General features: G+C 50.3%; 19 protein-coding genes and 1 pseudogene. 16 read left to right on the forward strand and 4 right to left on the reverse strand.

The features are described from left to right. The first annotated feature begins 3 nt into the window (after nucleotides 1-3). The 5 genes and pseudogenes from FJQ58_RS18825 to FJQ58_RS18850 all read left to right on the forward strand — a co-directional run bounded on the left by FJQ58_RS18825 (nucleotide 4) and on the right by FJQ58_RS18850 (nucleotide 4472). Nucleotides 4-789, forward strand: coding sequence for a sugar phosphate isomerase/epimerase family protein (locus tag FJQ58_RS18825; RefSeq protein WP_139996195.1), 786 nt, complete (start codon nucleotides 4-6; stop codon nucleotides 787-789). Next, nucleotides 782-1885 carry a Gfo/Idh/MocA family protein gene (locus tag FJQ58_RS18830; protein ID WP_139996197.1) on the forward strand — a complete coding sequence of 368 codons (1104 nt, stop codon included), beginning with the start codon at nucleotides 782-784 and terminating at the stop codon, nucleotides 1883-1885. The genes FJQ58_RS18825 and FJQ58_RS18830 overlap by 8 nt, the downstream gene beginning before the upstream one ends. A gap of 43 nt (nucleotides 1886-1928) precedes the next feature. Then, nucleotides 1929-2165: pseudogene (locus FJQ58_RS33000) on the forward strand (NADPH-dependent oxidoreductase); the annotation flags it as partial. A gap of 1279 nt (nucleotides 2166-3444) precedes the next feature. Continuing rightward, nucleotides 3445-3945 (forward strand): hypothetical protein, encoded by a 501-nt coding sequence (locus FJQ58_RS18845; protein ID WP_139996201.1) that lies wholly within the window; start codon nucleotides 3445-3447, stop codon nucleotides 3943-3945. 197 nt (nucleotides 3946-4142) lie between these two features. Next, complete coding sequence (locus FJQ58_RS18850; protein ID WP_139996203.1) at nucleotides 4143-4472, forward strand: Rossmann-fold NAD(P)-binding domain-containing protein; 330 nt, start codon at nucleotides 4143-4145, stop codon at nucleotides 4470-4472. 504 nt (nucleotides 4473-4976) lie between these two features. Here FJQ58_RS18850 and FJQ58_RS18855 read toward each other — a convergent pair. From FJQ58_RS18855 to FJQ58_RS18865, 3 genes are all read right to left on the reverse strand, one after another. Further along, the gene (locus tag FJQ58_RS18855) at nucleotides 4977-5171 is read right to left on the reverse strand and encodes a hypothetical protein (RefSeq protein WP_139996205.1); all 195 of its coding nucleotides are present in this window, start codon (nucleotides 5169-5171) and stop codon (nucleotides 4977-4979) included. A gap of 327 nt (nucleotides 5172-5498) precedes the next feature. Further along, on the reverse strand, nucleotides 5499-6029 hold the full coding sequence (locus FJQ58_RS18860; protein ID WP_139996207.1) for a superoxide dismutase family protein: 531 nt from the start codon (nucleotides 6027-6029) through the stop codon (nucleotides 5499-5501). Between the two features lie 116 nt (nucleotides 6030-6145). After that, complete coding sequence (locus FJQ58_RS18865) at nucleotides 6146-6634, reverse strand: LURP-one-related/scramblase family protein (protein ID WP_139996209.1); 489 nt, start codon at nucleotides 6632-6634, stop codon at nucleotides 6146-6148. Nucleotides 6635-6989: 355 nt separating this feature from the next. Here FJQ58_RS18865 and FJQ58_RS33210 point away from each other — a divergent pair, with 355 nt between their 5' ends. The 11 genes from FJQ58_RS33210 to FJQ58_RS32600 all read left to right on the forward strand — a co-directional run bounded on the left by FJQ58_RS33210 (nucleotide 6990) and on the right by FJQ58_RS32600 (nucleotide 26096). Then, on the forward strand, nucleotides 6990-10637 hold the full coding sequence (locus FJQ58_RS33210) for a glycosyl hydrolase family 28-related protein (protein WP_139996211.1): 3648 nt from the start codon (nucleotides 6990-6992) through the stop codon (nucleotides 10635-10637). A 169-nt stretch (nucleotides 10638-10806) separates the two neighbouring features. Beyond that, nucleotides 10807-13149 carry a helix-turn-helix domain-containing protein gene (locus FJQ58_RS18875; protein ID WP_162341588.1) on the forward strand — a complete coding sequence of 781 codons (2343 nt, stop codon included), beginning with the start codon at nucleotides 10807-10809 and terminating at the stop codon, nucleotides 13147-13149. 144 nt (nucleotides 13150-13293) lie between these two features. Beyond that, on the forward strand, nucleotides 13294-14244 hold the full coding sequence (locus FJQ58_RS18880) for an ABC transporter permease (protein WP_139996215.1): 951 nt from the start codon (nucleotides 13294-13296) through the stop codon (nucleotides 14242-14244). Nucleotides 14245-14256: 12 nt separating this feature from the next. Beyond that, on the forward strand, nucleotides 14257-15129 hold the full coding sequence (locus FJQ58_RS18885) for a carbohydrate ABC transporter permease (protein ID WP_139996217.1): 873 nt from the start codon (nucleotides 14257-14259) through the stop codon (nucleotides 15127-15129). A gap of 49 nt (nucleotides 15130-15178) precedes the next feature. Next, on the forward strand, nucleotides 15179-16780 hold the full coding sequence (locus tag FJQ58_RS18890; RefSeq protein WP_139996219.1) for a type 2 periplasmic-binding domain-containing protein: 1602 nt from the start codon (nucleotides 15179-15181) through the stop codon (nucleotides 16778-16780). 80 nt (nucleotides 16781-16860) lie between these two features. Beyond that, nucleotides 16861-20685 carry a fibronectin type III domain-containing protein gene (locus FJQ58_RS18895; RefSeq protein ID WP_139996221.1) on the forward strand — a complete coding sequence of 1275 codons (3825 nt, stop codon included), beginning with the start codon at nucleotides 16861-16863 and terminating at the stop codon, nucleotides 20683-20685. A gap of 2 nt (nucleotides 20686-20687) precedes the next feature. After that, a complete protein-coding gene (locus tag FJQ58_RS18900; RefSeq protein WP_162341590.1) occupies nucleotides 20688-21599 on the forward strand; it encodes an alpha/beta hydrolase in 912 nt (303 codons plus the stop codon). A 27-nt stretch (nucleotides 21600-21626) separates the two neighbouring features. Further along, complete coding sequence (locus FJQ58_RS18905; protein WP_139996224.1) at nucleotides 21627-22667, forward strand: glycoside hydrolase family 88/105 protein; 1041 nt, start codon at nucleotides 21627-21629, stop codon at nucleotides 22665-22667. Further along, on the forward strand, nucleotides 22657-24063 hold the full coding sequence (locus FJQ58_RS18910) for an FAD-dependent oxidoreductase (protein ID WP_139996226.1): 1407 nt from the start codon (nucleotides 22657-22659) through the stop codon (nucleotides 24061-24063). The genes FJQ58_RS18905 and FJQ58_RS18910 overlap by 11 nt, the downstream gene beginning before the upstream one ends. Nucleotides 24064-24300: 237 nt before the next feature. After that, complete coding sequence (locus tag FJQ58_RS18915) at nucleotides 24301-25851, forward strand: SMI1/KNR4 family protein (RefSeq protein ID WP_238404169.1); 1551 nt, start codon at nucleotides 24301-24303, stop codon at nucleotides 25849-25851. A 101-nt stretch (nucleotides 25852-25952) separates the two neighbouring features. Beyond that, nucleotides 25953-26096 carry a hypothetical protein gene (locus FJQ58_RS32600; RefSeq protein ID WP_202915293.1) on the forward strand — a complete coding sequence of 48 codons (144 nt, stop codon included), beginning with the start codon at nucleotides 25953-25955 and terminating at the stop codon, nucleotides 26094-26096. Nucleotides 26097-26135: 39 nt separating this feature from the next. Here the strand turns inward: FJQ58_RS32600 and FJQ58_RS32380 are convergent, their stop codons facing one another. Further along, nucleotides 26136-26285, reverse strand: a complete 150-nt coding sequence (locus tag FJQ58_RS32380; RefSeq protein ID WP_162341592.1) for a hypothetical protein — start codon at nucleotides 26283-26285, stop codon at nucleotides 26136-26138. Nucleotides 26286-26288: the final 3 nt, after the last annotated feature.

Below are 26288 nucleotides of genomic sequence, written 5' to 3' on the forward strand. Positions count from 1 at the left end.
GGTGTGAACAACAAAATATCCGTTCAGTTATACACGCTCCGCGAGCAGTGTGCCGCTGACTTTCCCGGAGTGCTTCGCGAACTGGCTCGAATAGGTTACGGTGCCGTCCAGTTTGCCGGATTCTACGGGTACGATCGAGCCATGCTGAGATCCGTGCTGAAGGAAACGGGGCTTCAGGTATCCGGCTTGCATTACGGCGGGGATGAATTGCTTAACGAGCCGGAGCGTGCGATTGCCGAAGCGAAATTTTTCGGAACGCCTGACATCGTGTGTGCCGGAATCGGCGAAGAGTACCGGGACGAAGCGGGATATCGGTTGCTCAAACTTCGGTTCAACGAGTTGGCAGATCGTCTGCAAAGCGAGGATTTACGAATCAGCTACCATAACCACGCCTTCGAATTCGAAACGGCGGTGGACGGGAAGGACGGGCTGTCGTACCTGATCGCGCCTGAGGAGGACAATGTCATTCTTGCAGAACCTGATGTCTACTGGCTGAAAAAGGGCGGACACGACCCAGTCGAATTCCTCGCGCCTTATGCCGGACGAGTCCCGATTCTGCACATGAAGGATATGACGGACGACGAGGAACAAGCCTATGCAGAGATCGGCACGGGGACGATCGATTTCGATGCGATCATTCGCTGGGGCGAGGAGTCGGGCGTCGAATGGTACGTCGTGGAGCAGGATAGCTGCAGGACGGATCCGTTAGAATGCGTCAAGACGAGTTACTCCAATTTGGTTTGGCTAATGAAGAAGATCAAGGAGGAGGAGGAGGTGCGGCATGGCTAAATTGAAGGTCGGTATCATCGGTACCGGCAATATAAGCGGGATTTACATGGATAACGGGAAGCGCTTCGAATCGATGGAGATCGTGGCGTGCGCGGATTTGGACGAGGAACGCGCCAAAGCCAAGGGAGAAGAATACGGCGTTCGCGGCTGTTCGGTAGACGAGTTGCTCGCCGATCCGGACATTCAGATGGTCATCAACCTGACCATTCCCCAGGCCCATGGGCCAGTTGCTATGCAAGTGCTGGAAGCGGGAAAGCACGTCTACACGGAGAAGCCGCTGGCCGCTACGCGCGAGGAAGGCATCCGCGTACTTGAGACGGCGAGAAGCAAAGGTCTGCGTGTCGGCGGCGCGCCGGATACCTTCCTGGGCGGCGGCATCCAGACGTGTATCAAGCTGATCGAAGAGAACGCGATCGGTACGCCTATCGGAGCAACCGCTTTCTTGATGGGTAGTGGACCGGAAAACTGGCATCCCAACCCGGACTTTTTTTATCAGCCTGGCGGCGGGCCGCTGTTCGATATGGGGCCCTATTATTTGACCGCGCTGGTTGCGCTGCTCGGTCCCATCTCCCGCGTGACGGGTTCAGCGAAGATCTCGTTCCCGGAACGGGTCGCCAAAAGCGAGAAGCTTAACGGGAAGAGGATCAAAGTCGAGACGCCGACCCACATCGGTGGCGTGCTCGATTTTGCATCCGGACCGATGGCGATGCTGCTGACAAGCTTCGATATCAACGGCGGTTCTATTCTGCCGCGGATCGAGCTGTACGGGAGCGAGGGGACGCTGCTGGTGCCGGACCCCAATACGTTTACCGGTCCCGTGAAGCTGAGACGGATGGGCGAAGAAGAATGGTCGGATATTCCACTGACGCATGGCAAGACCGAGAACGCCCGAGGCGTCGGCGCCGCGGATATGGCGCAGGCGATTATGTCCGGTCGCGGCCACCGCGCGAGCGGCGACTTGGCCTATCACGTACTGGAAGCGATGTTCGGCATTCTCGACGCTTCTTCCCAAAGCGTTCATTATACGATGCAAAGCACTTGCCAGAAACCAATCCCGTTCCCGACGGGACTTACAGACGCCGAACTAGAAGTATAAATGCAATGCAGGTATTCAAATTTCTGAAATGACTTTTTAACTTGCTTACAAAGAGTGGAACAATAAGGCGGCCGGAATCGTAAGCTTACGGTTCTGCGGGCGGCGCTCGCGCCGCCGAGCATTTGCGGGGGAAGCTGACGTCAGCGCAAATCCAACCTTTTCGCTCTTTATGGATTTCGAGTAGTACAAAACGTTTAAACCGACCGACGCGCAGTTAAAAAATGTGAATGCCATGTTGAACCAGGTTGTCGCGTGGAGCGGAGCCTTGAAGAGTTTGCGTAATAATCGTGAGTTAGCGAAAAGACCATTAGAGCTGCTGAAGCTCGAATGGTCTTTTTTGTGCGTGAATCTCTATTTATTCTGAATATTTGTTTACCCATTTTTCCTGCAAGTCCTGGGAATATTTCGGTTGCGACACTTACAGCGTCCAGTAACTTCCCCCCGATTTATCGCCGTGCGGAAAGGAGGTTCCGCCGATGGGTACGGAATTACTGTCGGATGACAAAAACCTTATCCCATTCCTACGGTCATATCGATTGTAAGGAAAACGAGTGGGACGCTGTAGCTGAGATCCGCTACTTAAACTTCGTTAGATCACTGTAAGGCCACGCCGCAAATGAGGAGGCAGGGGGTGCAACGGAGCGCTGGCTTTAAACTATCGGGCAAGTTAATGGAATGGTCGGTAGCTCTTTTTCGCTAAAAGTAAACATGAAAACGTTTATAGTTGTGATATTATTTAGATAGCCACAATTGAATAAAAAATGAGACGAGGTCTCCTTATGCGGATAGATTTTCGAGTAAATCATGACGATTTTGATAAACATATTGATTTTACGGAAGCGCAAGTATTTTTCTCTTCACCAATTGAGCGAATGTGTACGTTTCAAGCTTGGGGGATTGCAGNTCAAGCTTGGGGGATTGCAGTGTTATGTGAAACTCCTCTAAATAAGGAACTAAAAAAACATTTAGGTCAAGAAGTGGGGAACTATAACAGTTACTCATCTCTATATAAAGAACTAAAGAAGCATCTGGAAGTTGAAGGGGATGTTTATGTTTCTGGAATGGTTTCGGTAATAATTCCTAATATAGAGGCAGGAGCCATTGAAGTTGCACTCTTTAAAGAAAGTGGCGAAGGTTTTTTATACGGACCAGAGGGTATTGTACGAGTTACGCGGAGATGGGGAAATACCATTTCATCTAGTAAGAAGGAGTATTACATCGATTTTATATCAGACTGGCCTTTTGGAAGCGGCAATCTGCGGATTTACGCTGAGAATGAGTTTATACTTTCGATTGATGTGAAGGACTGCATTCCTCTTAGTTGGTATGTAGAAAATCCAGAGAAGTATGCGTATCAGATGAGGGTAAAAGATTAAGTAACGGGAGACTATAGCTCAACAAGACATTACGGCAGCCAGCTAGACATTGGCTGCCTATTCGTTCAACAAACGGACAGTTTAGTTTAATTTAATAAGGCTTGTAAAAATCGTGTACCTTGAAGGAAGTATTGAGTTACAACTAGAATGTTACAAAAAACTAAATTCTGAGGAAGTGGTTATATGAGTTATGATGTCCATATTACTAAGGCAGAGCACTGGATATATAGTAAAAAAAATCCTATAGCAGTTGAAGACATAGAGAAGGTTTCTGATCTCTTAGACACATTCAAGGGAGTACCTTTTCGATATAAAGATGGCAGGCTTATGATAAGTAGTGCTGACGAAAGGGTAATTGGTCTTATGATTGAAATTGCAAATAGAATAGATGCTCGGGTTCAAGGAGATGATGGAGAATATTACAACAATGACGAAAATAAATATCCGCAACCTCCTGAATACCTAAAGCAAGATTTAAATGAACCTGAAGTTGACATTCTTGATGAGAAGAAACAATTTGTTGAATCTCTTGGAATCAATAAAGAAATCCTACATCCTAAGTATGGTACAGGTGAAATTATTGAAATACTTGGTGAAGGAATGGATACAGAACTCGTAGTAAAGTTTACTGATAAAGAAAAGACAACACGATTACTAGCTTATTACGCGCCAATAAGCTTCTAAATAATCTTATTTCATTAAGCTAAATGGGAAACGAGAGTTCAATAAAAACAAGGAAGCAGCCGACCACAATGATCGGCTGCTTCCTTACGTTGACGGGCAGTTATCTTTAGTGAGGACAAATGGTACAATAAGTGAAGAAGGACATAATAATTTTAAGCTAATTAGGTTGGTTAGCAACCAACGGTGATTGATTTAATATGAAACGAAGGCAGCGTAAAAAACAGCATTTAAAGCATTTAGCGGATATTGTTTACGAAGTAAGTGTATCTTCAATGTGGAGGGCTAGACTCTTCCAGACTCATTTAGGTAAGAAAATCATCATTGATATAACATCAGTAGATGGACTCAATGATTATTTCGAAAAACAACTTAGAAGGAAGAACTTAAAATATTTTGTATCAGTTGTATCTCACTCTGAAACCAGAGGTTGGGAAGATTTGGATTCAAGTCTAATTTATTTTAAGTTTGAAGCAGTTGAGTTTCTGAATTTAGCTTCTTATTCAGCGAACAACCCACTTGTTTACTGAGACGATAGATTAAGCTAACTTGGAACGATAGCGTAACAATCAACAGGACGCGGCTGCCAAAATAAAACGGTAGCCGCGTTGAGCAAACGGTTAGGATATCGTGGTGATTCCGACTTTTCTGTCGATATTATTCTTGTAGGAGATATAAAACTAAAGCTCAGTAAGAAAAGCAAAGAAACGGAGCAGCAGATTAACCACAAGCAAATCCCCAACGTCTCATGCAGTTAGCAGGCATTCAGTCCGTGATCCGCAGCAGAAAGCAAAAGAATGTGTTCGGGCATTAGAATAACAACAGCCTCGCATCAAAAAGGCTGTGAAGGCAGCGCCAAGGAGTAGACCCATGCTGCATAGTGACCGAGGCTTTCCATATACTTCTTTGCGATTTACAAAACGAAGCGGCCTCAGTCCAATGGAATTCAGGACTAAGGCCGCTTAACGGTTTTTATTATTTGTATTGTCTAATTGACGAGGTGCAGTTCACGCGTAGGAACAGCCTCAAATGAATTATTTTTTAAATATCTTTAAAATATCCAATGCTTTGTTATAAACAAATCTTTCCCATCTCGCTAATAAGCTATTTCCATTATCTCCATTCGCGATTTGAGTAGCGTGACGTTTATGAAACTCTGCAACTCGTTGATTATGTTTATTATGGAATGTGTTGGTACGTTGGTGGCGAAGGTTTATTTTTGCGTTCATCGTATATCCCTTCTTTCCATTTTTTATAATTATATCATGCATGATAATTTATCCACAACAAGATCCCGTTGAGACATGGGAGTGATAACCTCAAGGGGCGGCGTGGAGAATGCGTGCAGTTTGTTTTAATCTCCAGGTTCAGTCTAAGACTTATTTTATGGAGTCTGAAGGTACGGTGACCTAGCCGAATCCTTTATTTTCTGCTCACACGTGGATCGGACAAGGAATCATCTCATAAAAAAAACCGCTCAAATGAGCGGTTTGATCTTAATCTACTGCTTTTGCCTCGATAAATGCCACGATCAAAGCACACTGCTAGCTCTTAAATTATTTAATAACCCCGCAAGCGATCCGATTGCCAGAGTTTCCTGAGGGGTCCGTAGCGTAGTCATCTTCTTTCTCATGAATCACGATGGCTGTACCGCCTTCCTTCAGAAGCGAGTTAGCCTTGCCTTGCAGAAGAGTGACATCCGCGCTGGCGATATCGGCGACCGCTTTTCCGTCAGCACCGACCTCGATGTTAGGCAAATCCCCGCTATGGTAACCTTTCGGGTTGTTGAACCCATGCTGCTTAGACAGCGGATTGAAATGATCGCCGGCCGTTTTGAAATCAGGCGTATCGCATTTTCCTACATTATGAAAATGGACGCCATGTTTGCCAGGCGTAAGTTTCTCCACTTCAAGGTGAATATGGACCTTGTCTGCTTTCTGGATGAGCTGGGCCGCCCCAATCGTCTTGCCTTCACTGTTGATGATCGGAACCAGCAATTGGCCAGCTTCAGAGCTTGCTTGCGCATTTATAACCCCATACAACGGTGCGAGGAACATCACGCAGACGAACATCAATATTTTTCTCATTACAGCCTCCCACGTGGGTATTCAAATTTCGCCGCTTGGAAAGCGACATTACCCCTATGATTAGCTAAATTCCATTTTTTATGCAATAAATTCCAATATTACAAAGAGAGTTGGCTTCAAGCTCCGTTATTCGCTGTTTTCTGAATGCTCTGGACGCCCATGACGACAGCAATTAGCTCGTAGCTCTCCAGCTCTTCGGAGTGGTTGCTTAAGCAGAAGGCGCCTGCTTGCAGCCAGTGGCTTGTTTTCTCGAAGGAAGCGATTTCCTTCTCGTATGCGTTAAGAATCGTATAGGAATAGGAGAAGGCGGGCGATTCAATATAGAAAATGCCGCGACTGCCCGCATCATACTCATAACGTTTGCTGAAAAAAGTCAGCTTGCTCCGCAGCACCCCAACGATATGCCCGCCAGCATCAGTGATCTCCCATTTTCTTGAGAAAAACGGGAATTTTCCAGTATATCGAGGGGCAGAATCGGGACCGTATATCGTTAGCGTTGCCGTTAACATGCTTTGCAAATCGATGGCCCCAATCGATTGACCTTCAGCATCCAGAATAGGCGTTTCCCCGGCACTGAAGAAATTATCTTTGAAATAAAGCTCCATTCGCGCACCGCCTTCCAATTTATTTCCATACTATTACATACGCTACAGGCGAATTAATGTTGCGGACACCTGCTGCATCAGCACCGTCAGCAGGGAAAACAAAAAGCCAGACACACGCACGGGTCAAGCGCCTTACATTCCTAACAATGTGCTATACATATCCTATTTGAATAATGATCATTGAATTGGAATCGAGCTATGACTAAAGTGAGGATGAGCAACGGGCTGATGAATTCACATTTGTTTTGTAAGCGATTTCAAGTCGTTGTTTCTCATTGATGTACGAAAGGGGATGAATCGTTTCTCGCTCGGAGAGAGGTCAAGCATGCCAATATGATTAGAAGGAGACCGGAGAATGAACCAAATGATCGTCAAGGGAATGAATCGCAAAGCAATTGCAGGGTTAATGATTATGGTCATGCTGCTTACACTTATGCTGCCGCTTGGCACGCAAATAACGGAAGCTGCTGGGGGTGAAAAGCCTGTCGTTCTACATGCAACATGGAAGGTGGAGGCAGGAGATGCAGTAGGAATTTACGGCGGGAATTTAGGTGGACCGGACGTGGAAGTCAAGGCGCAGCCGCTAAGCTCCACGCAGCCGCTGGATCCGTCGAACGCAACTGTGGACCTTGCAGTGATTAAAGCGGAGGATCAGCTGGTTCAAGCGATAATGCCAAATACAGCGCCAGCGGATGCCTATGCCGTATGGGTAATCACAGCTGAAGGAGCCAGCGATCCCTTCTGGTTTAATCGGGCGGAGCCATTCTGGATATCGGATACGACCGCATATGCAGGACAAGCTGTACGCTTGTTTGGCCGAAATTTAAACAATCCGGCAGACGGTAGCAGCACTGCTGTTTCTGTTGAGCTAGTTAGCACGCTGGATGCGACGAGGCATACCGCTGTTGTTCAAGCAGCGGATGCTTACACAGCTGATTTTGTTGTGCCAGCTGCGGCGGTTGGCGGGGAGTATCGCATTGAAGTGACGAACGGATCTGGCGGAACGGCGGGCAAAGTGCTGCTGGAAAATGACCAGACCCTTACTGTCATCGCTCAAAATACCAATGCCTTGTCACTGGAAGCGAGTCTGGGTCTCTCCGTCCACTGGTTGACGGAAATTCCTCATGACCAGCAGTATGACGCGCAAACGTTCGGGGCCACAGGCGACGGCCTTACCGATGATACGGAAGCCATACAGGCTGCGCTTGATGAGGCAGAGGGTGACGGCGGAGGCATCGTTTATTTGCCGGAAGGGACGTATTCCTTTTCCTCTTTATCTATCCCAAGCCGGACGATATTAACCGGAGCAGGAAAAGAGTTAACGAAGCTTGTTTTTAACGGAGAAGCCGTTCCGAATTACCCGCGTTCGATATTGCCTAGAGAATCGTTTACGGTTCGTACCTATGGCGAAGCGGAGAAACTGATTTTTAGTGACGGCAATTATTCGGGTGTAGCGAATCTAGGTATCAAAAGCGACGTGATTCGCCCAGCGACCGATATACGGAGACGGATTCATGGTTATGTTGTGCCGATTGCTTTTCTCGGTATCGCAAGGGGCGGTCACGATGCCTATGGCAGCTCTCCGATTCCCGCTAATTCGGGCGGATATTTGGTGAAAAACGTGCATGCGGAGATTGCGGATGGGTCCGGCATAGCAGTGTACAGCACGGGGATAACCGTTATTGAGGATTCCGAGTTCGAGGTTACGCATGGCGGGCTCGAGTCAAGCAATAAGATGGTTCGCTACCGGAACAATGAAGTGAGCAATATGATGCGCCCGGGTACGCATATCGGCGAAGGACGGGCTTGGTATGAGAACAATACGTTAACAGGCATCGACTATGAAACCTATGTGCCAACGGTAGGCTTTCGCTTTAATGAAGCAGGCGGGGCGATCGAGCACCGTTACGGCGATTTTCCGCAAGCGGAAAGCTACGTGGCTGGCAATCATACGAAAGGGGTGTTCGGCACAGCAACCGGCAATGAGGGAGAAGGAATGCTTTGGCAAGGGCAAGGCAGGCTGAAATATGGCAAGGCTACCGCCGGAGCCGTTCAATCTCTTACGGATACAACTGCCGCCTTCACTACGACATTCGTTGGCAAGCAAGTAACAATCACAGGCGGCAAAGGGCTCGGGCAGCAAAGGACGGTTGTTTCCTTTACAGCTACGCAGCTTGTGCTCGATCAGCCATGGGACATTATTCCGGATGCGACGAGCGCTTACACCGTCGATGTTCAGGCCGCCTTCCACAATATCGTTATCGGCAACCTATTGGAAGGGCAAACAAATAAAGGCGGCATCATGTTCTATACGAAGGACTATGACAACATTATCGAAGGAAATACGCTGACGCATTCCGGCGGAATCTGGCTCGCTGCCAACCAGGATAATAACGGACTTCGGGCGGATTATTCCTATTTTACGCTCGTCAAGAACAACATCATGAGCGGAAGCTCCAAGCCTGGCCATGGGCAAGGAAATACGCTGGCTATTGGACCGGGCGTAGATGGCGGAATCGTAGCCAAGCCTGATCCGGTGCTGCCGTCCGTTGGCGTATTCGGCAACGAAATCCGTGGCAATGATTTAACCTCGATCGGTTCAAACGTACCCTACACCGGTACCTTTCAAGAAAATTATGTTGCCCGAAGCGGGATCGTCGTCTCTACGCCAGGGTTGATCAGTTATCCGATGTCCCAAGGAATGATCGTTCAGGGCAATCGCGTTCGCGATGCTTATGCGGGCGTACATTTGGCAAACAGCTCGTACAACACGCTGCTGGCCAATAATGATTTTGATGGAAACGGAAATGTCTTTAATGACAGCGGCAGCGTAGGCACGATGCTGTGGAACGGGACGCAGAAGATTCCATATCTCGTGCTTGGCAAAGCAAATCAGAAGATAGACGGAACAACGAAAATTTCCTGGCCGGCCGTTACGCTCGCTGATTCGTATACCGTATCGCGTTCCGTCTACAAGGAAGGACCATTTACGGAGCTGGCAACGGTCTCAAGCCTTGAATATGTCGATAGCACTGCTGCTTCGACTCCGTATTACTATAAGCTGGTACCAAAGGATGCCACGAATGCGGAAGGAGCGGCTAATGTCATACAATCCAAGCTGAGACTCGTTGAAAAGGGGGCATTCGATACGTCGGGCCGCTCGTTCCAGCTTGCTGTAGCGGATGGCATCGCTTATGTGGCAGATAGGGACAGCATTCAAGTGCTCGATGTCTCAGACCCAGCCAATATACAGCAGCTCTCAAGTCTAGTCCTGGGCACAGCAACGCTTGATCTATTTCTGGATGGCGATACGTTATATGCAACCGACAACGGCGTATTCTATGCCATCGACGTCTCCGACCCTGAGCTGCCAACGGTTGTTGCTACCAAGGCGATGTCCACTGCAGGGGATATCACCGTAGTGGATGGCATCGCTTATGTGGCAAGAGGCTCGAACGGACTTGGCATATACGATGTTTCCACCCCAGGTACAATAACACAATTGAAGGTAGTTAGCGGACTGGGTAGCGTTGCCGGCGTGTATGTCGTTGGCGATTATGCTTATGTGGCCGCGGCAAATGCCGGGGTGAAAATAATCAATATTGCTACGCCATCGGCTGCTGCGGTTGTGGGCACGTACAGCTCAGTGATCTTGGCACGGAATATTGTAGTGGAAGGAAATTACGCTTATGTGGCAGATGCGCTCAACACGGGAACAGGCGGGCTGTTGGTGCTGGATGTGAGCGTGCCTAGCGCCCCAAGCTTAGTTAGCCGTCTCGATTCGGACTCGGCCACCCAGGATGTTGCGTTAATCGGCTCTTACGCACTGCTTGGCGGCTATCGCAATCAACTGGTCATGGCGAGCATAGAGAATCCGGCAGCGCCAGCACAGGTAGGTGAGGTTACTACGCCGAATAACAGCGTATTCGATACGGTAGTTGTCAATGGCCTTATCTATATCGCTAACAGCAATAACGGAATCAAGATTTACGCGGAGGAATAAATAAGCAATCTATGCGGCAGACCGGAAAGGGCTCTTGAGAGGGAACTCTCAGGGGCTCTTTTCCCTGTAAGCATTAGAATCCCAAAGCTATGCGGCATTTTCAAGAAATAATCATCGATTTATAATCGGTTATCCTGTATACTTTCCGATGATTGGAGGGGGAAGGCCATTGCAAACCATTCATCAATTATGGACCGAGAAAATATGGCGTCTGCGCATGATTACCGTTCTTCTGTTACTTTCCATTCTCCCCGTTATCGGATTCGGTACCTTTGTTTATGTCATGGGTACGGATATCGTTAAATCCGAGACACACCGTTCCTCTTTTACCGTCATGAACCAAATGAGCTTGCAAATGGATGCGGCCCTTGCCCAGATTGAGCAGTTTACGACGCAGCTGGCCATGCAGACGAATCTCATTAATTTAACCAAAATCAAGCAGTCTCCCGGTCTCGGTACACTCGTTACCAGCAATGACTTGAAGAGCGACCTTAACGCGTTTGTTGGTTCCGTCAATGGGGTGGACTCGGTTGATTTTTTCCATGTTGACCAAAATATGATTATCTCGTCTCGCGGCATGTTTTCTCTGGAAAATGGGTATTACAGCGACTTATCATGGTTGCCCTATATTAAGGAAGCTCAGGAGAATAAGCTGCAAAGCTTCTGGATTGCGCCAAGGACTGCTGTCAGTTTGGAGAAACAGGAATACAAGGTCATTACCCATGCCCGGCTGCTTCCTATTCTTTATTCAGAAGCCAAGGCTGTGCTGCTGGTCAATATGAAACAAGATTATTTGCGCAGCTTGATCGGCCATATGCCGGAAGGGGCCGAGGGCTCCATTCTCGTATTCAACGGGCAGCAGGAGATCATTGCCCAGGAAGGCAGCATGCCTTTGAATGATTCCTACAGAGAGAAGCTCGCAGCGGTTATTCAGGAGAAGCTGCAAGCCGGTGACGGCGAATGGGACAAGAAAACCTATAAACTATTCGAGCCGGAGCTGTTCGTGACGTTCAAAAAATCGGAAGACCATGACTGGGTGTATGCGATGCTCATCCCCGTGGATTCCGTCAGCCAAAATACGCTTCTTCTCAAGCGGGTCATTATCATAAGCACCGCTATCTTGTCCTTGCTTGCATTAATAACGGCCTATTTCAGCTTCTCCAAGCTGCAAAGGGGCATTCAGCGACTGCTCGGGCTATTTGATTCGGGAGCATCCGGAAGTAAACGCGGCACAAGGCTCCAGCAGCATGACTATACCGGACAAGTGCAGTACATAGCAGACAATATCGCCCATTTAATGAACGAGGTCGTGGAGGTGCGCGCTTCTTGGAAGGAGCAGCTGCCGCTGCTGAGAGCGCATTATTTGCTGTCGGCAATCGTTGGCAACATGAGCTCGCTCGACAAGCTCGTAGAGCGGTATAACAAGGAGTTTGAGCTGTTTCAGGACCCGTTATTTGCGGTGCATATTGTGGAAATGGATACGGGGGTTAGCGATGCCCGGTTCTCGGAGCAGGATCTTCCGTTATTCCTATTTGCGGCGTCCAATATTATTAATGAATTATTCGCGCAAAAATACCGCGTGGAAACGGTCATTACCCATGACCATGTCATCGTTATATTTAATTTGCCAGCAAGAGCGAGCGGAACATTCGTGGAGGAAGCGGCTGAGCAAATCAGGGAAGAGATCAAACGGTTTACCCGCCACACGGTCACGATAGGAACCGGCCGCTGCGTTGCGGAGTTCCGGGAGCTATCGGTGTCTTATCATGAAGCGCTTCGCGCGCTGCGCCTGAACTGGTTAAAGCTTGGCGACAAGGTGCTTGCTGGCGGCACAAGCGAAGGGCTCACGAACAAGCTGGTGAGCTATCCTTCTTTTGCTGAAGAAGAGCTGCTTGACCAAATACGCCGAGGGGATACATCGGCCATACCAAGCGCCTTGCAGCGGTTTATGTCCGAAATTACGCGGCACTCGCTACCGTTCCACATGACCAAGACGTATTATTTGCAGCTGCTTGTTGCGATGATTCGTTTGGCGCAAGAATATGAAGAGGATCTAAGCCTCGTGTTTCAGGGAACGAATCCCTATGATGATTTCTTTAAGCTGGATGAACAAAGCCGAATGGCATTTTGGTTCGAGCAAAAGATCGTGCCTCCGATCATCCGTTTGATTCATTCTTCGCGAAGACAGCGGAAGGAAGAAATCGTTGGCAAAACGTTCAGGCTTGTCGAGGAGCGATACGCGCAGGATTTATCGCTGCAGCTGCTTGCGGAAGAATTGAACATGAACCCCTCTTACGTCAGCCTGATCTTTAAGGAAGAGACCGGAGACACCTTTATTAATTATGTCACGAGGTTCAGGGTGGACAAAGCGAAAGGTCTGCTGAATACGACGGAGCTGACGATTGCACAAATCGCCAAAGAAGTTGGATACGCCAATGCCCAGCATTTGATCCGAGTGTTCAAGAAGCTGGAGAGCTGCACGCCGGGCGAATACCGCTCAGCCGCGCCATAATGGGCGCGAATCAACATTCAAAACCTGATTATTGAACTGGAATCCGCTTCATTCTACGATGGGTTTACCGAATCGACGCCGAGCCATTACAATAACGGGCTTGCCGAATCGCAACTAACCGAGCACAGAAGAAGGAGTGGTAAAATGCCGCAGCCGGCAGCCGCCTTGCACGACCACCGTGAAGCTTCCACAGCAAGCCGATTATGGCGGTCGTATAAGCTGCACAAAAGCTTAATCTTTATGTTTTTGCCAGGTTTCCTATTGTTTGTCCTGTTTCATTACGTACCCTTGTACGGGCTGCTGATTGCATTCAAAAACTATCAGCTGCTGGAAGGCGTATGGGCAAGCCCTTGGGTGGGCTGGGAGCATTTTGAACGCTTGTTTACGGGGCCAGGCTTCATGGATGCACTGCGCAACACCGTCATTATCTCTTTATTAAAGCTGGTCATCGTGTTTCCCGCGCCAATTGTTTTGGCTTTGCTCTTAAATGAAGTGCGCGTCCTTTTTTTCCGAAAGCTTATTCAAACGGTATCTTATTTGCCTCATTTCTTCTCATGGGTGATTCTGAGCGGCATCTTGTTTGCATTCCTAAGCATGGACGGGGGCCTAAACCAGCTATTAAAATATTTTGGATTCTCGCCGGTCAGCTGGCTGCTGTATCCGAAATATTTTTACGGGATTGTTGTCGTCTCCGACGTATGGCAGAGCATTGGCTGGGGATCGATCGTTTACTTTGCAGCGTTGTCGGCTATTGACCCTACGCTTTACGATGCGGGCATCGTGGATGGGGCAAGCCGCTGGCAGCGAATATGGTACATTACGGTGCCTTCGATCATGCCAACGGTCATCATTATGTTCCTGCTTGGCATTGGCGGGTTTCTTTCCGTAGGCTTTGATCAAATCTACAATTTAATGACGCCAACGACGTCGAATGTCGCGGAAATTCTGGACACGTACGTGCTCAGGCGGCTGCTTAGCCTCGATTATTCGCTTGGCACGGCGGCAGGCATTTTCAAATCGTTCGTGGGGCTTGCTCTTGTATTAATTGGAAACGCTTTAGTGAAATGGTATGACAAGGACCAAGGGTTATGGTGAGGAGGAGTACAGGTGATTAAGGCAACAAAAGGCGAGAAGGCCTTTGATTTTTTAAACATAATCGTATTGCTGCTGCTCGGTTTATGCACGTTGTATCCGTTTATGTATGTGCTGACGATTTCGCTTAGCACGCCAGCGGAAGCGGCCCGGGTATCGCTGCACTTTTTCCCGCGGGCCCCGACCTTTGAAGCCTATGCCAAAATAGTTGAGCACCCGATGCTGTGGCAAGCTTACGGCAACACCATCATTCGTACGGCGCTTGGAGTTGTCCTTGTCATTATCGTTCTATCGATGGTCGCTTATCCGTTATCCAGACGGACCTTTCCGCATCGCAAGTTCATTACGTTTCTATTCGTATTCAGCATGCTGTTTAGCGGGGGGCTCATTCCAAGCTACCTGCTCATCAAGCAGCTTTACCTGATCGATACCGTATGGGCGCTTGTACTGCCCGGTGCTGTTAGCGCTTTCAATGTCATTATCCTGCGTAATTTCTTTGAAGCTATACCGATGGAAATTATCGAGTCGGCGCGGATGGATGGGGCCCGCGAGCTGACGATCTTTATGCGGATCATGCTCCCTCTGTCCGTGCCTGTGCTGGCAGTCCTGTCCCTTTGGACGGCTGTTGGCCATTGGAATGCATGGTTTGACGCATTAATTTACATTAACGATCCGGCCAAGCAGGTGCTGCAGCTGTTTTTGCGCAGAACCGTGCTGGAGAACGCAAGCCTGACGCCCGGCGAAACGCTGCTTGACCCGTCGCACTACACGCCGGAGACGCTGAAGGCGGCAACCATTATGATCGTTTCGCTTCCTATTTTGTTCGTTTACCCCTTCATTCAACGCTTTTTTGTGAAGGGTATCATGCTTGGCTCGGTTAAAGGATAGAGATGCTTTACGATTCCATAGCGATATGAAAACTAGGAGGGTTTGCAGGATGAAGAATAAGGGGATGTCTACAAAGAAATTGGGGTTGATTGGAATTACAGTGATGATGCTCATAGCGATTTTGAGCGCCTGTTCGGGATCTAACGATAAGCCGCAGAGCTCACCGAAGGAAAGCGCGACAGCAGAACCGGGCCAGAATAACGGGGAGAAGACGCCGCCAGCGGAAACGATGGAGATCAGCTGGATGCCGCTTCCGGGCAATCTCGTCGAGAATTCCTATGCCCAGCAATATATAGAGAAGAAATTCAATATTAAAATCAAGCCCTATTTGAATCCTCAGGACGGCTATATGGATAAACAGCGGATTTTGCTCGGCTCGGGCGATATTCCGGATGTCTTCTACGTACCGGACCCGCAGGACATTAATCGTTATGCAGCGCAAGGCCTTATTGCGGAGGTACCGAAGGAGCTAATCGAGCAGCATGCGGCCGATTCCTTTAAGGTATTAAACGATTTTGCGCCGCAGGCCTGGTATTATTCTAATTACAACGGCTCGAACTATGGCCTTCCGACCGTCTACTATACGGGCCAATACAATTCGAAGCAAATCTGGCGCGACGATCTGCTAAAGAAAGCCGGCGTAGAATCTATTCCCGTTACGTTGGAAGAGTACGAGAATGCTTTTGCAAAATTAAAGGCCATCGGCGTCTATGGCATCACGTCTTACGGAAACTCCGATTACAACCAGTTTCATTCCATTTTTGGCGCCTTTGGCATTATGCCGATCCAGTGGATGGAGAAAGACGGACGCATTGTGAACGGCGCGGTTCAGCCGGAGGCGAAGGAAGCTCTTGCGCTGCTCGCGGATTGGTTTAAGAAAGGCTATATCGATCCTGAATTCGTAACAGGCAAGGAGCTGGACGTGAAATTTGCGAACGGCAAAGTGGCATTCTTTGATTCGGGGGCTACCAATGCGCTCGATGAAACCAATCCAAACAGCATGATCAGCAAAATCAAACAATTAAATCCTGAGGGCAGCGTTGCGTTTGGCGAACTTCCGAAGGGCCCGGGCGGCCAATACGGCTGGGCATGGGGAACTGGCGGCCACATTTGGGCGTTTGGCAAGCAATTGCAAGGCCAGCCGGAGAAGATGGCGAAAATATTGGAAATCATGAATACGATTCAAAACGATGAAGAAACCTTCAAGGCGCTCGCATGGGGCGAGGAAGGCAAACACTGGTCCTACAATGATGCGGCAGCTGGTCTGGAAAGCGGCTTGAAGAGGCTGTCTCCCTTCGATGATGGCGCTAAGCTTCAAGCAGAAGGGCTGCGCGATGCAGGGATGACGACGGCCTTTGCCAATCAGGGCAATCCGGCCTTGTATGAGAAATTCGCCAGCAAACAGGATCTCGAGCTATTGAAGCTGAATTCGATTCCGAAAACCGATCTCTTCGGTAAATCAGGCGTACTGCCTTCCTCAGGAACCTACTGGGGCGATCTTAGCAAGCTGAAGGTAGAGGCGTATACCGCGATTATTTTTGGCAACAAGCCGGTGTCTTATTTCGATGACTTTGTGAAGCAGTGGAATGATTTGGGCGGTGAGCAGTTGGAGAAAGAAGCTAATGAGCTGTATGCGCAAATTAAGAAGTAGCTGAGGCGAAAAAAATCAAGAGACCCGGTGCCGCATCCATCGGGTCTGCTTGTGATGAACAGGGGCAAAGGAGGCTGGGCATGGGAAGCATGACGATTGCGCTAGAGGATCAGTTAAATCATCCTAAGTACGGCTGGCCGCTGACACTGCTGCGGTATGCCGTGCAATTTCCCCGGGGGCAAGCGCATCGCTCAAGCTTGAGGTTAAGGGAGAAACGAGGCGACGGCGTCGAGCAAGTGACCTTTCAACTCGTAGACGCGGTTATTCAAGACGGATTCGTGGAGTCGGCGACCGTTTGCTTTTATGCGGATTTGCCTTACGGAAGCAAGCGCGAATTTGAAATCGAATATGCGGCCGAGCCGCTTCAAGGATGGCAGCCAGCTGAACCAGCGGCCGTTCGGACAGAAACAGGCTTTGAGATTGCAAATGCTCAGTGGAATGCTGTTTTTATTAATTCGCATGATCAGCCAGTTACATCCTTTCGCGATGGCGGAGGAGGATCGGAATGTAGAATCCGATTGTTTGAGCTGCAAAAAAGTGCCTCAGTAATAGCTGAAGCAGATGAGGGGGGAGCGGCTGAGGCACGCTGCGAAGGCGTGCTTCTTTTCTCTAGCAGCGATTCGGTAGACGTACAGATGCGCTGCCTGTCCGAAGGCCCGGTGTTTGTTGAGTTCGAAATCGCGTGCAGCTGGCAGGATGGCCGCACCTACCTGCTGCGGCTGCTCTTGCACGGACAGCTCCCGATGGCGGAGCTGCATGAGGAAATGACCGGGTTCGATGATAACGTAGCTGGAAATCCTCAGCTTCAGCTGAGCTGGTCCATTGGGGAGCTTGAACGCCGTTATTCGCCTAATCGGGGAGAAGAGGCGGCGGATGCCTATCTCAAACCGGACGGGAGCTGGCCGGCCGTGCTGCTGCCTTACCGCAATTGGAATTCCTGGTGGCATGAGAAAACGGTTGCTTTTGGCTCGGCATCATCAAGGGTCGGGCTGTTCGTGCTGGACGCAGGAGGGTGGGACGATGGGCAATATGCGCTTTGGGGAGCAGCAACGAAACAGGCCGTTCGTTTCCATACGGAAGAGATCGATGGCAGCGAAGAGTGCCTATGCACTTATCCGATTGCGGGCAGGCGGCGCCAAACTGCGATTATGCTTGTGGCAGGTGACGGAAGCCGTAATTACGGAATGAAGGACTTCGAACGCAGACGCATATGGTATTCCTTGCTGCACTTAAATAAAGTGAAGGACTGGGTTTTAAACTGGGAGGAGCAGCAGAACGAGTATCCGCGCTTTTTTACCCAGACCCCTTCATTTCCGGCATCCGTAGAGCGGATGGAGCGGCTCGCGTATGAGGAATGCCCTAATATGGTTGATATTGAAAATGTGAATCCAGTTAGCGCCAGAGCTTTTTTTCGCTGGGTTCCGTTATGCGATTTGTCCGCAAGCGGGATGACCGCGGAGCAGTTCAAGCGGATCAAAGCAGCCAGTGCCTTTATGGCTTATGTACATGAGGACGAGAATGTAATGCCGATCCGTCATATGCTCGCCGGCCACCCTAATTTTCTCGCTGACGTTGCGGCCGTTCACGGCATGATGGCTGCGCTTTATCCTCGGCACCCCCACGCGAAGAGGTGGAGGAATCGCTTTGAGCAGGCTATGGCCCTCCAGTTGAAATACCATGTTCGACCGGCTGTCGATCGCCTTCAGACACAGGGCGGGCGCTGGACCGAAAACTTAGGCTGTTATACGTGGGCAGCGCTTAAGCCGATGCTGCAAACGGCCATTTTGCTGGGCGATAGTGGCGATAATCCGATTTTGTATCCACGCATTAAGGAGCTGGCGCAGTGGATGCTGCATGCCGTTAGCGCGCCAGTAGAAGGGAAGCGGACCTACCCGCCGCAAGGGGCGCATTCAAGGCTGGAGGGCATTCCTTATTTGCTGAGGTTCCTCGCACAAATGCTTATGAGGTATGACCCGCTGCTTGGAGAACAGCTGCTGCATATAACGCAGGACGAAGCCGCCGCATTTGAGGCGAAGCCGGAGGATGCGGCATGGCGGCAAATGCTTCAGGGGCGCTGGAGCGGAAATCACGGCATTAAGCCTGCGCTTGCTACGGCTAGTTATACGGGGTATGGCATCGTCCATCGCGCTTTTGTGGGCACTCCAGACGAAATGTCGGTTCATCTGCAGCAATTGGACGCTGGCCCGAATTATCGCTGGGGCAGAGCTTCCGACGGAGGCAACGGCGTACTCTATTATTATGCGGGCGGAAAGCGGTATAGCAGCAATGGGCCGGAGGATGTTGGCGATTTGAATCGCGGTGACGGAGAGGCATGCACAAGCTTTGCCGTAATCGAACATCGTGATTTTCGCGGCATAGGCCTCCATGAGCTGACAGAGCCTGTTTATGATTTTGCGTTCGGGCAGTATTCCAGAATTGTCTCTGATACCAAGGCGAGGCCGAATTACCTGTCGCGCAGCGTGACGGTGTCAGGCAGCGATTATATCGTCCTTTACGACGAGGTGGCGGACCAGCAGACGAAGGGCAGGTTCTCATGGTTCGTGCAGGAGCAGGATGCCTTTCCTCAGATCCTTCAGCTCTTGCCGGGTGCGGCTGGCAGGGAAGTGGCGCTTAGGGCCCCAACAGATAGCTCTCCTAATTACAGCCATCCCGCAGCAAAAGTGAAGGGCCGTTATTACGATGGCTGCGGGGATTTTCTAACGGTTGTAAGTCACCTCGCAGAAGGAGCTCTGCAAGCAAAGCGAACCTGTTACGGTGCAGCAATTGATAGGGGTAACCGCAAGGATTATGTATTTCGCCAAGCTGCAGCGATCCGATTTCAGTCCGACTCTCTTGCTTTTGAGGGAAAATCAGGCCTGATTCGCAGCTGTGGAGAAACGGGAAGGACGGAGCTTGCAATCTTCGCCGGCCAATCGATTCGCTACGGGGACTATTCCATCGTATTGAAGCGGGATTTGGACCAGCCAGGCTGGCCTTTAACAGGGTTTGCGATGACCATCATCGATGGGAAGCGAATCGTTGGCGAATGGCAGGCATTCGAAATGGCAGAGGCTGAACTGAGCTCGGGAGAGCCGCTTGCGAGGCTGGCGGATTATGCTCTTTATATAGACGGAGTTCGAACAGACTCCTATACGGCATCGAAGGGTACCGTCACTTTTCAGTTAAGCCCTGGCCGCCATCGCTGGGAATGGACGTCATTCTTGCCTGAACCTGAACAGGTCAAGCAGTTGAATGCTTCGGCTGTCAGCGGGGGCGCATATTTGCAATGGCAGCCGGTTCCTTCGGCTGAAGGCTACGAAGTATGCGTCACATCCGAGGATGAAGCTAGCGGGCAGCATCTAGCTACCACAGATAGTCATCTCAAGGTAAACGGCTTGAAAGCCGGATGTAAATATATCGTTAAGGTACGTGCCTGCAATAGCGATCATGCGGGGAGCTGGAGCGAGGAGTATCCGCTCTATGGCAGCGATGGGCCGCCGGATATTCCGGATGGCCTGCGGATCCGCCGTATGGATCAGGGCATTTTGCTGCAATGGGGGCAAGTAGGGGGTGCTTCTGCTTACAGGCTCTACCGGAAGGAGCAAGGAGACGAGGGGCAGCGTCTCGTTTACGAAGGCCAATTAGACTCGTATACCGATTACGAGGTCACACAAGGGGCGATCTATGAATACAGCGTGGCAGCAATTAACGGCAACGGCGAGAGCAAGGCATCGCCTGCTCGCAGTACGGAATGGGGCGGGCTGACGGATTGGGATCCGCGACCGGAGGAAGGGTTCCGCCGTGACCCTCGTAACCATGAGTATGGCTTCTCGGGTTATAACCCGCTCGAACAGGATACGCTTGCCGTGCTGCCGCCATATGAATCGGAACGCAAGGAGGGATAGAGGTGAGCACCAGTTATGAAGAAAATACGCTGGAAACGGTCAGCTACTTTCAGGATGATTGCGTTTCGCTTGAACTGCTTGTGGTTAAGCCTGTAGGCTGGCAAAGCACCGACCTGCGCTCGGCTGTGGTGTGGATACATGGCGGGGGCTGGGAACGCGGGGAGCCGGCGATGCTTCTTCCGCAGTGCCGTTATTTTGCCAAGCGGGGAGCCGTTTCCTTTAGTGTACAATATAGGCTTTTGACAGCTTTGCCCAAAGCAGAGGCTTCAGATGATTCGGAGATACCGAATCGAACGATAGTGGATTGCCTGACAGATTGTAAAACAGCCCTGCGGTATATTCGCAGCCATGCGAAGGCATTTGGCATTCATACCGCCAGAATTGCTGTGGCAGGCGACTCGGCGGGCGGGTATCTTGCGGCAGGTCTTGGCATGCTGGATGAATTTGACCGCGAGGATGAGGATACGAGCATTTCTTCAAAGGCTGACTTGATCGTTATGTGCAGCGGAATCGTTGACTTGACGCGTAAATGGAAAAGCTATGTACCTTTTAATGGTGCTGCTGGTGATGCTGTAGAGGAACAAGAACAGGCAGAGCATACGATTCATGATTGGAACAAGCGGCACGAGTATGCGAAGCGGCTGTCACCGTTATACCAAGCAGCAGTCGGCCAGCCTCCGATGCTTGTTATGCATGGGCTTGAGGACACAACGGTGGAACCAGTGGAAGCTGCACATTTTTATGATGCTTATGCTAAAGCCGGGAATGAGGCGGAGCTTGTCCTGCTTCCGAAGCTTCGCCATGCGTTCATTATTTATGGGTATTCGGCTACCGACGAGCAAGTGAAGACGGCGCTTGCCATCATGGATGATTTTTTAACATCTAAGCAATTTTTAGAGCCGCGTCAGCTATAAAAGAGGAATAGGAAAGGAGACAAAGCTGTGTCGAGAAGCCGGGAATGGATAACGAATCGCGTAATAGACGCGACGCTTGGCATGCCGCTGCTGGAATGGAATTGGAGCGAGGGCGTGGCGCTGTATGGATTGACGGGGATCTGGAAGCGGAATAAACAGGATGAGAGGCTCATACAGTGGATTGAAAAATGGATGGATCAGCAGCTCGCGAAGGGAAACGTCTTTGACACGATTAATGCTACGGCCCCATGTTTTGCCCTGCTGGAGCTAAACGAGGGCAGAAGCAAACCGGAATACAAGCAAATGATTGAAGCTCGGATTGATTTTTTATTGAATAGAGCGATCCGGCTGAGGAACGGAGCATACGAGCATACCTTAATCGAAACAACGTTTGGAGGGCAAATGTGGATCGACACGTTGTTTATGGCCGGTTTGTTTCTGGCGAAGGCCGGTCTTGCGCTGGGCAGACCGGAAGCGGTCGAAGAGGGAATCCGGCAGTTTAGGATTCACGCTGAGCATTTGCAGCAGGAGAACGGGCTTTATTTTCACGGCTGGGATGAGGGCTTGAAGAGGACGATTGGCTGCCAGTGGGCGCGCGGTAACGCATGGGCCGCAATTGTGGCCGTTGAATTGCTGGAGATGCTCCCGGTGCAGCATGAAGCGCGCGATCCTATTTCTAAAGCGCTGCACAAGCAATTAATCGGATTAAAGCAAACGCAGGATATGTCTGGCTTATGGACGACGGTGATGACAGAGCCAGCGACTTACTTGGAGACGTCCGCGGCTGCCGGCATCGGCTTTGCCACGGCCAAAGGCATCCGGCTAGGGCTTATCCCAGCCGAGTTCTCGGAGATGGGGAATGCTGCGATGCGCAGCGTCTTGGCATTTGTCGATTGGAACGGTGCGTTAAAAGGCGTATCCGCAGGCACTGCCGTACAGAAGCATCCGGGTGAATACCATGTCATTGCCCAAGACAGGATGGAAGGTTACGGCCAGGGCTTGCTCCTCATGATGCTCTCGGAGTTGAATCATGCCCATCAAGAAGGAGGGGATAGCAATGACGAATAACCAACAACATGTCGTGACATTGCCACCGCAGCAGCTCTTTGTCAGTTATACGCCAGATGTCGTCGTTGTGGGAGGAGGAGCATCCGGGATTGCCGCCGCCATCGCGGCAGCCCGAAACGGAGCAGATACGCTGCTTATCGAGCAAAGGGGCTATTTGGGCGGAATGGGGACGGCGGCGCTGGTGCCTGCTTTTTGCCCCTATACCGATGGGGAGAAGCCAGTTATACGGGGCATTGGGCTTGAGCTGCTTGAGAAAATGAAGCAGGCAGCAGGTGAGGGCTTCCTGGCTCGCTATAAGGATCAGCTGGATTGGGTGCCAATCGATGTGGAAACGCTGAAGCTGGTCTACGACGAGGAAGTGCAAGCTAGCGGAGCGAAGCTGTTGTTCCATACGGTGGCCGATCAAGTGCTGCTGGATGGGGACCGCATAAGCGGCCTTGTCATTAGCAATAAATCGGGTCGATCGGTTGTGCAAGCCAAGCTGTACATTGATGCTTCGGGAGACGCGGATCTTGCTGCGCTGGCAGGCGTTCCCTTTCAGTCGGGAGGCGAGCAGGGCGAGCTCCAGCCCGGAACGATGTGTTATGTGGTGACGGGAGCGGATCAGGCGCGATTTCACCAATTTTTGCAGGTTTCGGGTCAGGCTCCCTCACTCGAGAACAGCGTTATGGAGGCGCAACGAAACGGCGATTTGCCTGACGGACGGAAAAAAATTTCCGGACTCGCCTGGATTACGGAAACGACGGTTGGCTTCAATTTTGGCCATGTCTTTGGGATAGACGGTACGAAAGCAGAGGATTTAACCCGCGCTGCGATGGAAGGGCGCAGATTGATTAAGGAGCAAATCCAATTTTTACGCAAGTATGTACCGGGCTTTGAGCATATTCATCTTGTTCACTCAGGCGATCAGATCGGCATTCGCGAAACAAGAAGAATTCAAGGCGACTATCGGCTGGTTGTCGATGATTTTATGACCATGCGTTCATTCGAGGACGATATTGCGCGCAATGCCTATTTTATCGACATTCATTTGGCCAACGCCAGCACGACGATGCAGGTAAAGCATTTGCCGCGCGGCAAATCGCATGGCGTTCCGTATCGGTGCATGCTGCCGCAAGGAAAATCAAACCTTATCGTCGCGGGCCGGTCGGTATCGTCTGATCGCGCGGTTCAAGGCTCGCTTCGCGTCATGCCGAACTGCTTTGCCATGGGGCAAGCGGCGGGGGTAGCAGCAGCCATAGCTTCCTTAGCAGGCAGCGGATTTCGTGCGGTCCCGATCCGTGAGCTGCAGCGGAAGCTGATCGATCAGGGAGCGTGGCTTGGCGAGCATCCTGGCATCGCGGAAGCTGCGGAAGCCGAGGCCGTAAGCGCGATTGTTTTTGATACCGAAAATTAAAATAGCGAGCAGCGAAGGCCTGTAAATGGAATAAGAATCAAGTCCTATATCGCTGTTTCGAAAAAGAGGACGCTAAGGACCGCACATCCTATCGTATCAAAAAACTTATAAAAGAAGGCGGTAGGACTTATGTCTTACACGCCTTTTTTTGGTTGTTTGGGAGCTTGCTTCCGTCACCTTTTTTAGGTACATTCAGTGTAATTAAGGATTTGTCCAAAGAAAGGAAAGGTGTCTACGATGACGATTTCTATCTATTTGAACGAGATTCTGACTCTGCTGAAAGATAAGCTTCCGCAATTGGAGGCATCCTTACAGGGACCTGCCAGTGAAGCGGATATTGCTCGTGTAGAGTCTATGCTTGGCATCCAGCTTCCGCAGGAGCTGCGTGAGCTATATTTGCTTCATAACGGCGAGGATCGAATGGGCCCGGGACTGTTTTTTGGCTTGCGCTTTCTGAGCTTGGAGGAATTAGCGGCCGAGTGGCAGGTATGGGCGGATTTGGAGGAGGAGTATGGGGAGGAAGATAACCATTATTCCGTTCCGCTTGGCTGGATCAAGGAAAGATATATCAACCGCGGCTGGCTGCCCATTAGCGAGGATGGCGGGGGTAACCACCTTGGAATCGATATGGCACCAGCCGAACAGGGGATCGCGGGTCAGGTCATTAACTTTGGCCGCGACGAAGAAACCAAATACGTCATTGCACATCAGCTTTCGGACATGCTGCGTTTCATTCGGGATACGGTAAAAGAAGGCGGGTTCAAAGTTAACGATGAGGAGGAATGGGTGTATTGGATGTACGGCGAAGAGGGAGCGGGACACTTTCTGGACGCGGTCCGCTCCCTAGCCTTGCCGCTGTATCATGCCCATCTGCGGGAAATACCCGAAGCGGGCCAGATGGAGCAGTGGGAGCAAGCGCTGGATGATGGCTGGAGAGCTCTCATTGCCCAAAAAGCCGCGTCCTTGGATGCATTCTTAAAGGCGAAGCAGCTGTATTTGATTAGGGAAGGCCTATCGGATGCAGCTCCGCTTGGGCAGTGCAAGGAGCTGCGAGAGCTGGTATTGAGCGGTAACGAATTGGTGGATATTTCCCCTTTAAGCGGCTGCGTGCAGCTAAAAAAACTATATTTGAACGGCAACCCTGTTGCGGATATTAAACCGCTTGCCGGTTTGGCGCATTTGCAGCAGCTCTTCTTGGCTAAAACCAACGTCACAGAGCTTTCGCCTCTCTTGGATCTGCCGAGCTTAAAGGAGCTGGGCCTGGAGAATACGCGGGTGATCGATTACGCTCCGCTGGTGCAGGTGAAGAGCCTTCGTTCCTTGTCACTGTCCGACCTAAATGCGGAGCAGCTTCGCTCCTTGTCGCAATTAAAACAATTGCGCGAGCTGGAGCTGGATGGCGCAGACGAGGAAGCCCTTGCCGGCATCTCGGCTTTGGGAGAGCTTAGCGGCTTGAAGTCCTTGCATCTGAAAAATATGGCTTTGGCCGACCTGCGTTTTCTGTCAGGCTATCGGAAGCTGGAAAAGCTGAAGCTGGAGCAGGTGGCGGCAAAGGATATCTCTGCCCTAGCGGAGCTTCCCGAATTGAAATCATTGGAGCTTAACGGCAGTGACGATATCGGAAATTTAGCGATCGTAGCTAATTCTGCTTCGTTGAAGAAATTCACGGGCTCCTTCGCACAGTTTGATTTGCTCAAGGAACGCTTTAAGCAACAGGTCGATTTCTCAAGCATGATCGGCCATATGACAGATGAAGAAAACGAAAGATGGCATAGCTTTATTCGGTGATGAGAATGGGCGAACCTCAAGCTGGCTCCGCAAAAGGTATTGCAGCAACAAGCACTTTTATGTTATTTTTATAGGAATGAATGTAAAGGGAGGTGAAGTAGGTGAATCACGAAATGGTCAATAACCGTATTAGCCGGCTGCCGATTGCTATGGCTGGCATTGTTCATGCATTTTCCGCGAACGGGATCAGTCTGTCCAATGAAGCTCATACGATTAAACCATTCGCGAGAAGACGCCTACTTTAACCGCTACGGATTGCTGGATCATCCGAAGGGCCGCAGGCTTTATTGCTGCGGCTCTTTTTTTGCATAGAAAAACACGGGCCATGAGTCGATTGCGCCTGTTTTTCTATCATCAAGCCACACGAATGATATGCCGCTGTACGCGGCAACGCTCGTATGCGTACGCGTATCAAAGTTAGGGTCTTCATCCATCAG

The sequence above is a fragment of the Paenibacillus paridis genome, from assembly GCF_006345825.1.
GTDB classification, from domain to species: Bacteria; Bacillota; Bacilli; order Paenibacillales; family Paenibacillaceae; genus Pristimantibacillus; species Pristimantibacillus paridis.

Coding starts and splice junctions, on each gene's coding strand:
- FJQ58_RS18830 (WP_139996197.1), top strand. CDS start 782: ATGGCTAAATTGAAGGTCGGTATCATCGGTACCGGCAATATAAGCGGG.
- FJQ58_RS18845 (WP_139996201.1), top strand. CDS start 3,445: ATGAGTTATGATGTCCATATTACTAAGGCAGAGCACTGGATATATAGT.
- FJQ58_RS18850 (WP_139996203.1), top strand. CDS start 4,143: ATGAAACGAAGGCAGCGTAAAAAACAGCATTTAAAGCATTTAGCGGAT.
- FJQ58_RS18855 (WP_139996205.1), bottom strand. CDS start 5,171: ATGAACGCAAAAATAAACCTTCGCCACCAACGTACCAACACATTCCAT.
- FJQ58_RS18860 (WP_139996207.1), bottom strand. CDS start 6,029: ATGAGAAAAATATTGATGTTCGTCTGCGTGATGTTCCTCGCACCGTTG.
- FJQ58_RS18865 (WP_139996209.1), bottom strand. CDS start 6,634: ATGGAGCTTTATTTCAAAGATAATTTCTTCAGTGCCGGGGAAACGCCT.
- FJQ58_RS33210 (WP_139996211.1), top strand. CDS start 6,990: ATGAACCAAATGATCGTCAAGGGAATGAATCGCAAAGCAATTGCAGGG.
- FJQ58_RS18880 (WP_139996215.1), top strand. CDS start 13,294: ATGCCGCAGCCGGCAGCCGCCTTGCACGACCACCGTGAAGCTTCCACA.
- FJQ58_RS18890 (WP_139996219.1), top strand. CDS start 15,179: ATGAAGAATAAGGGGATGTCTACAAAGAAATTGGGGTTGATTGGAATT.
- FJQ58_RS18895 (WP_139996221.1), top strand. CDS start 16,861: ATGGGAAGCATGACGATTGCGCTAGAGGATCAGTTAAATCATCCTAAG.
- FJQ58_RS18910 (WP_139996226.1), top strand. CDS start 22,657: ATGACGAATAACCAACAACATGTCGTGACATTGCCACCGCAGCAGCTC.
- FJQ58_RS18915 (WP_238404169.1), top strand. CDS start 24,301: ATGACGATTTCTATCTATTTGAACGAGATTCTGACTCTGCTGAAAGAT.
- FJQ58_RS32380 (WP_162341592.1), bottom strand. CDS start 26,285: ATGGATGAAGACCCTAACTTTGATACGCGTACGCATACGAGCGTTGCC.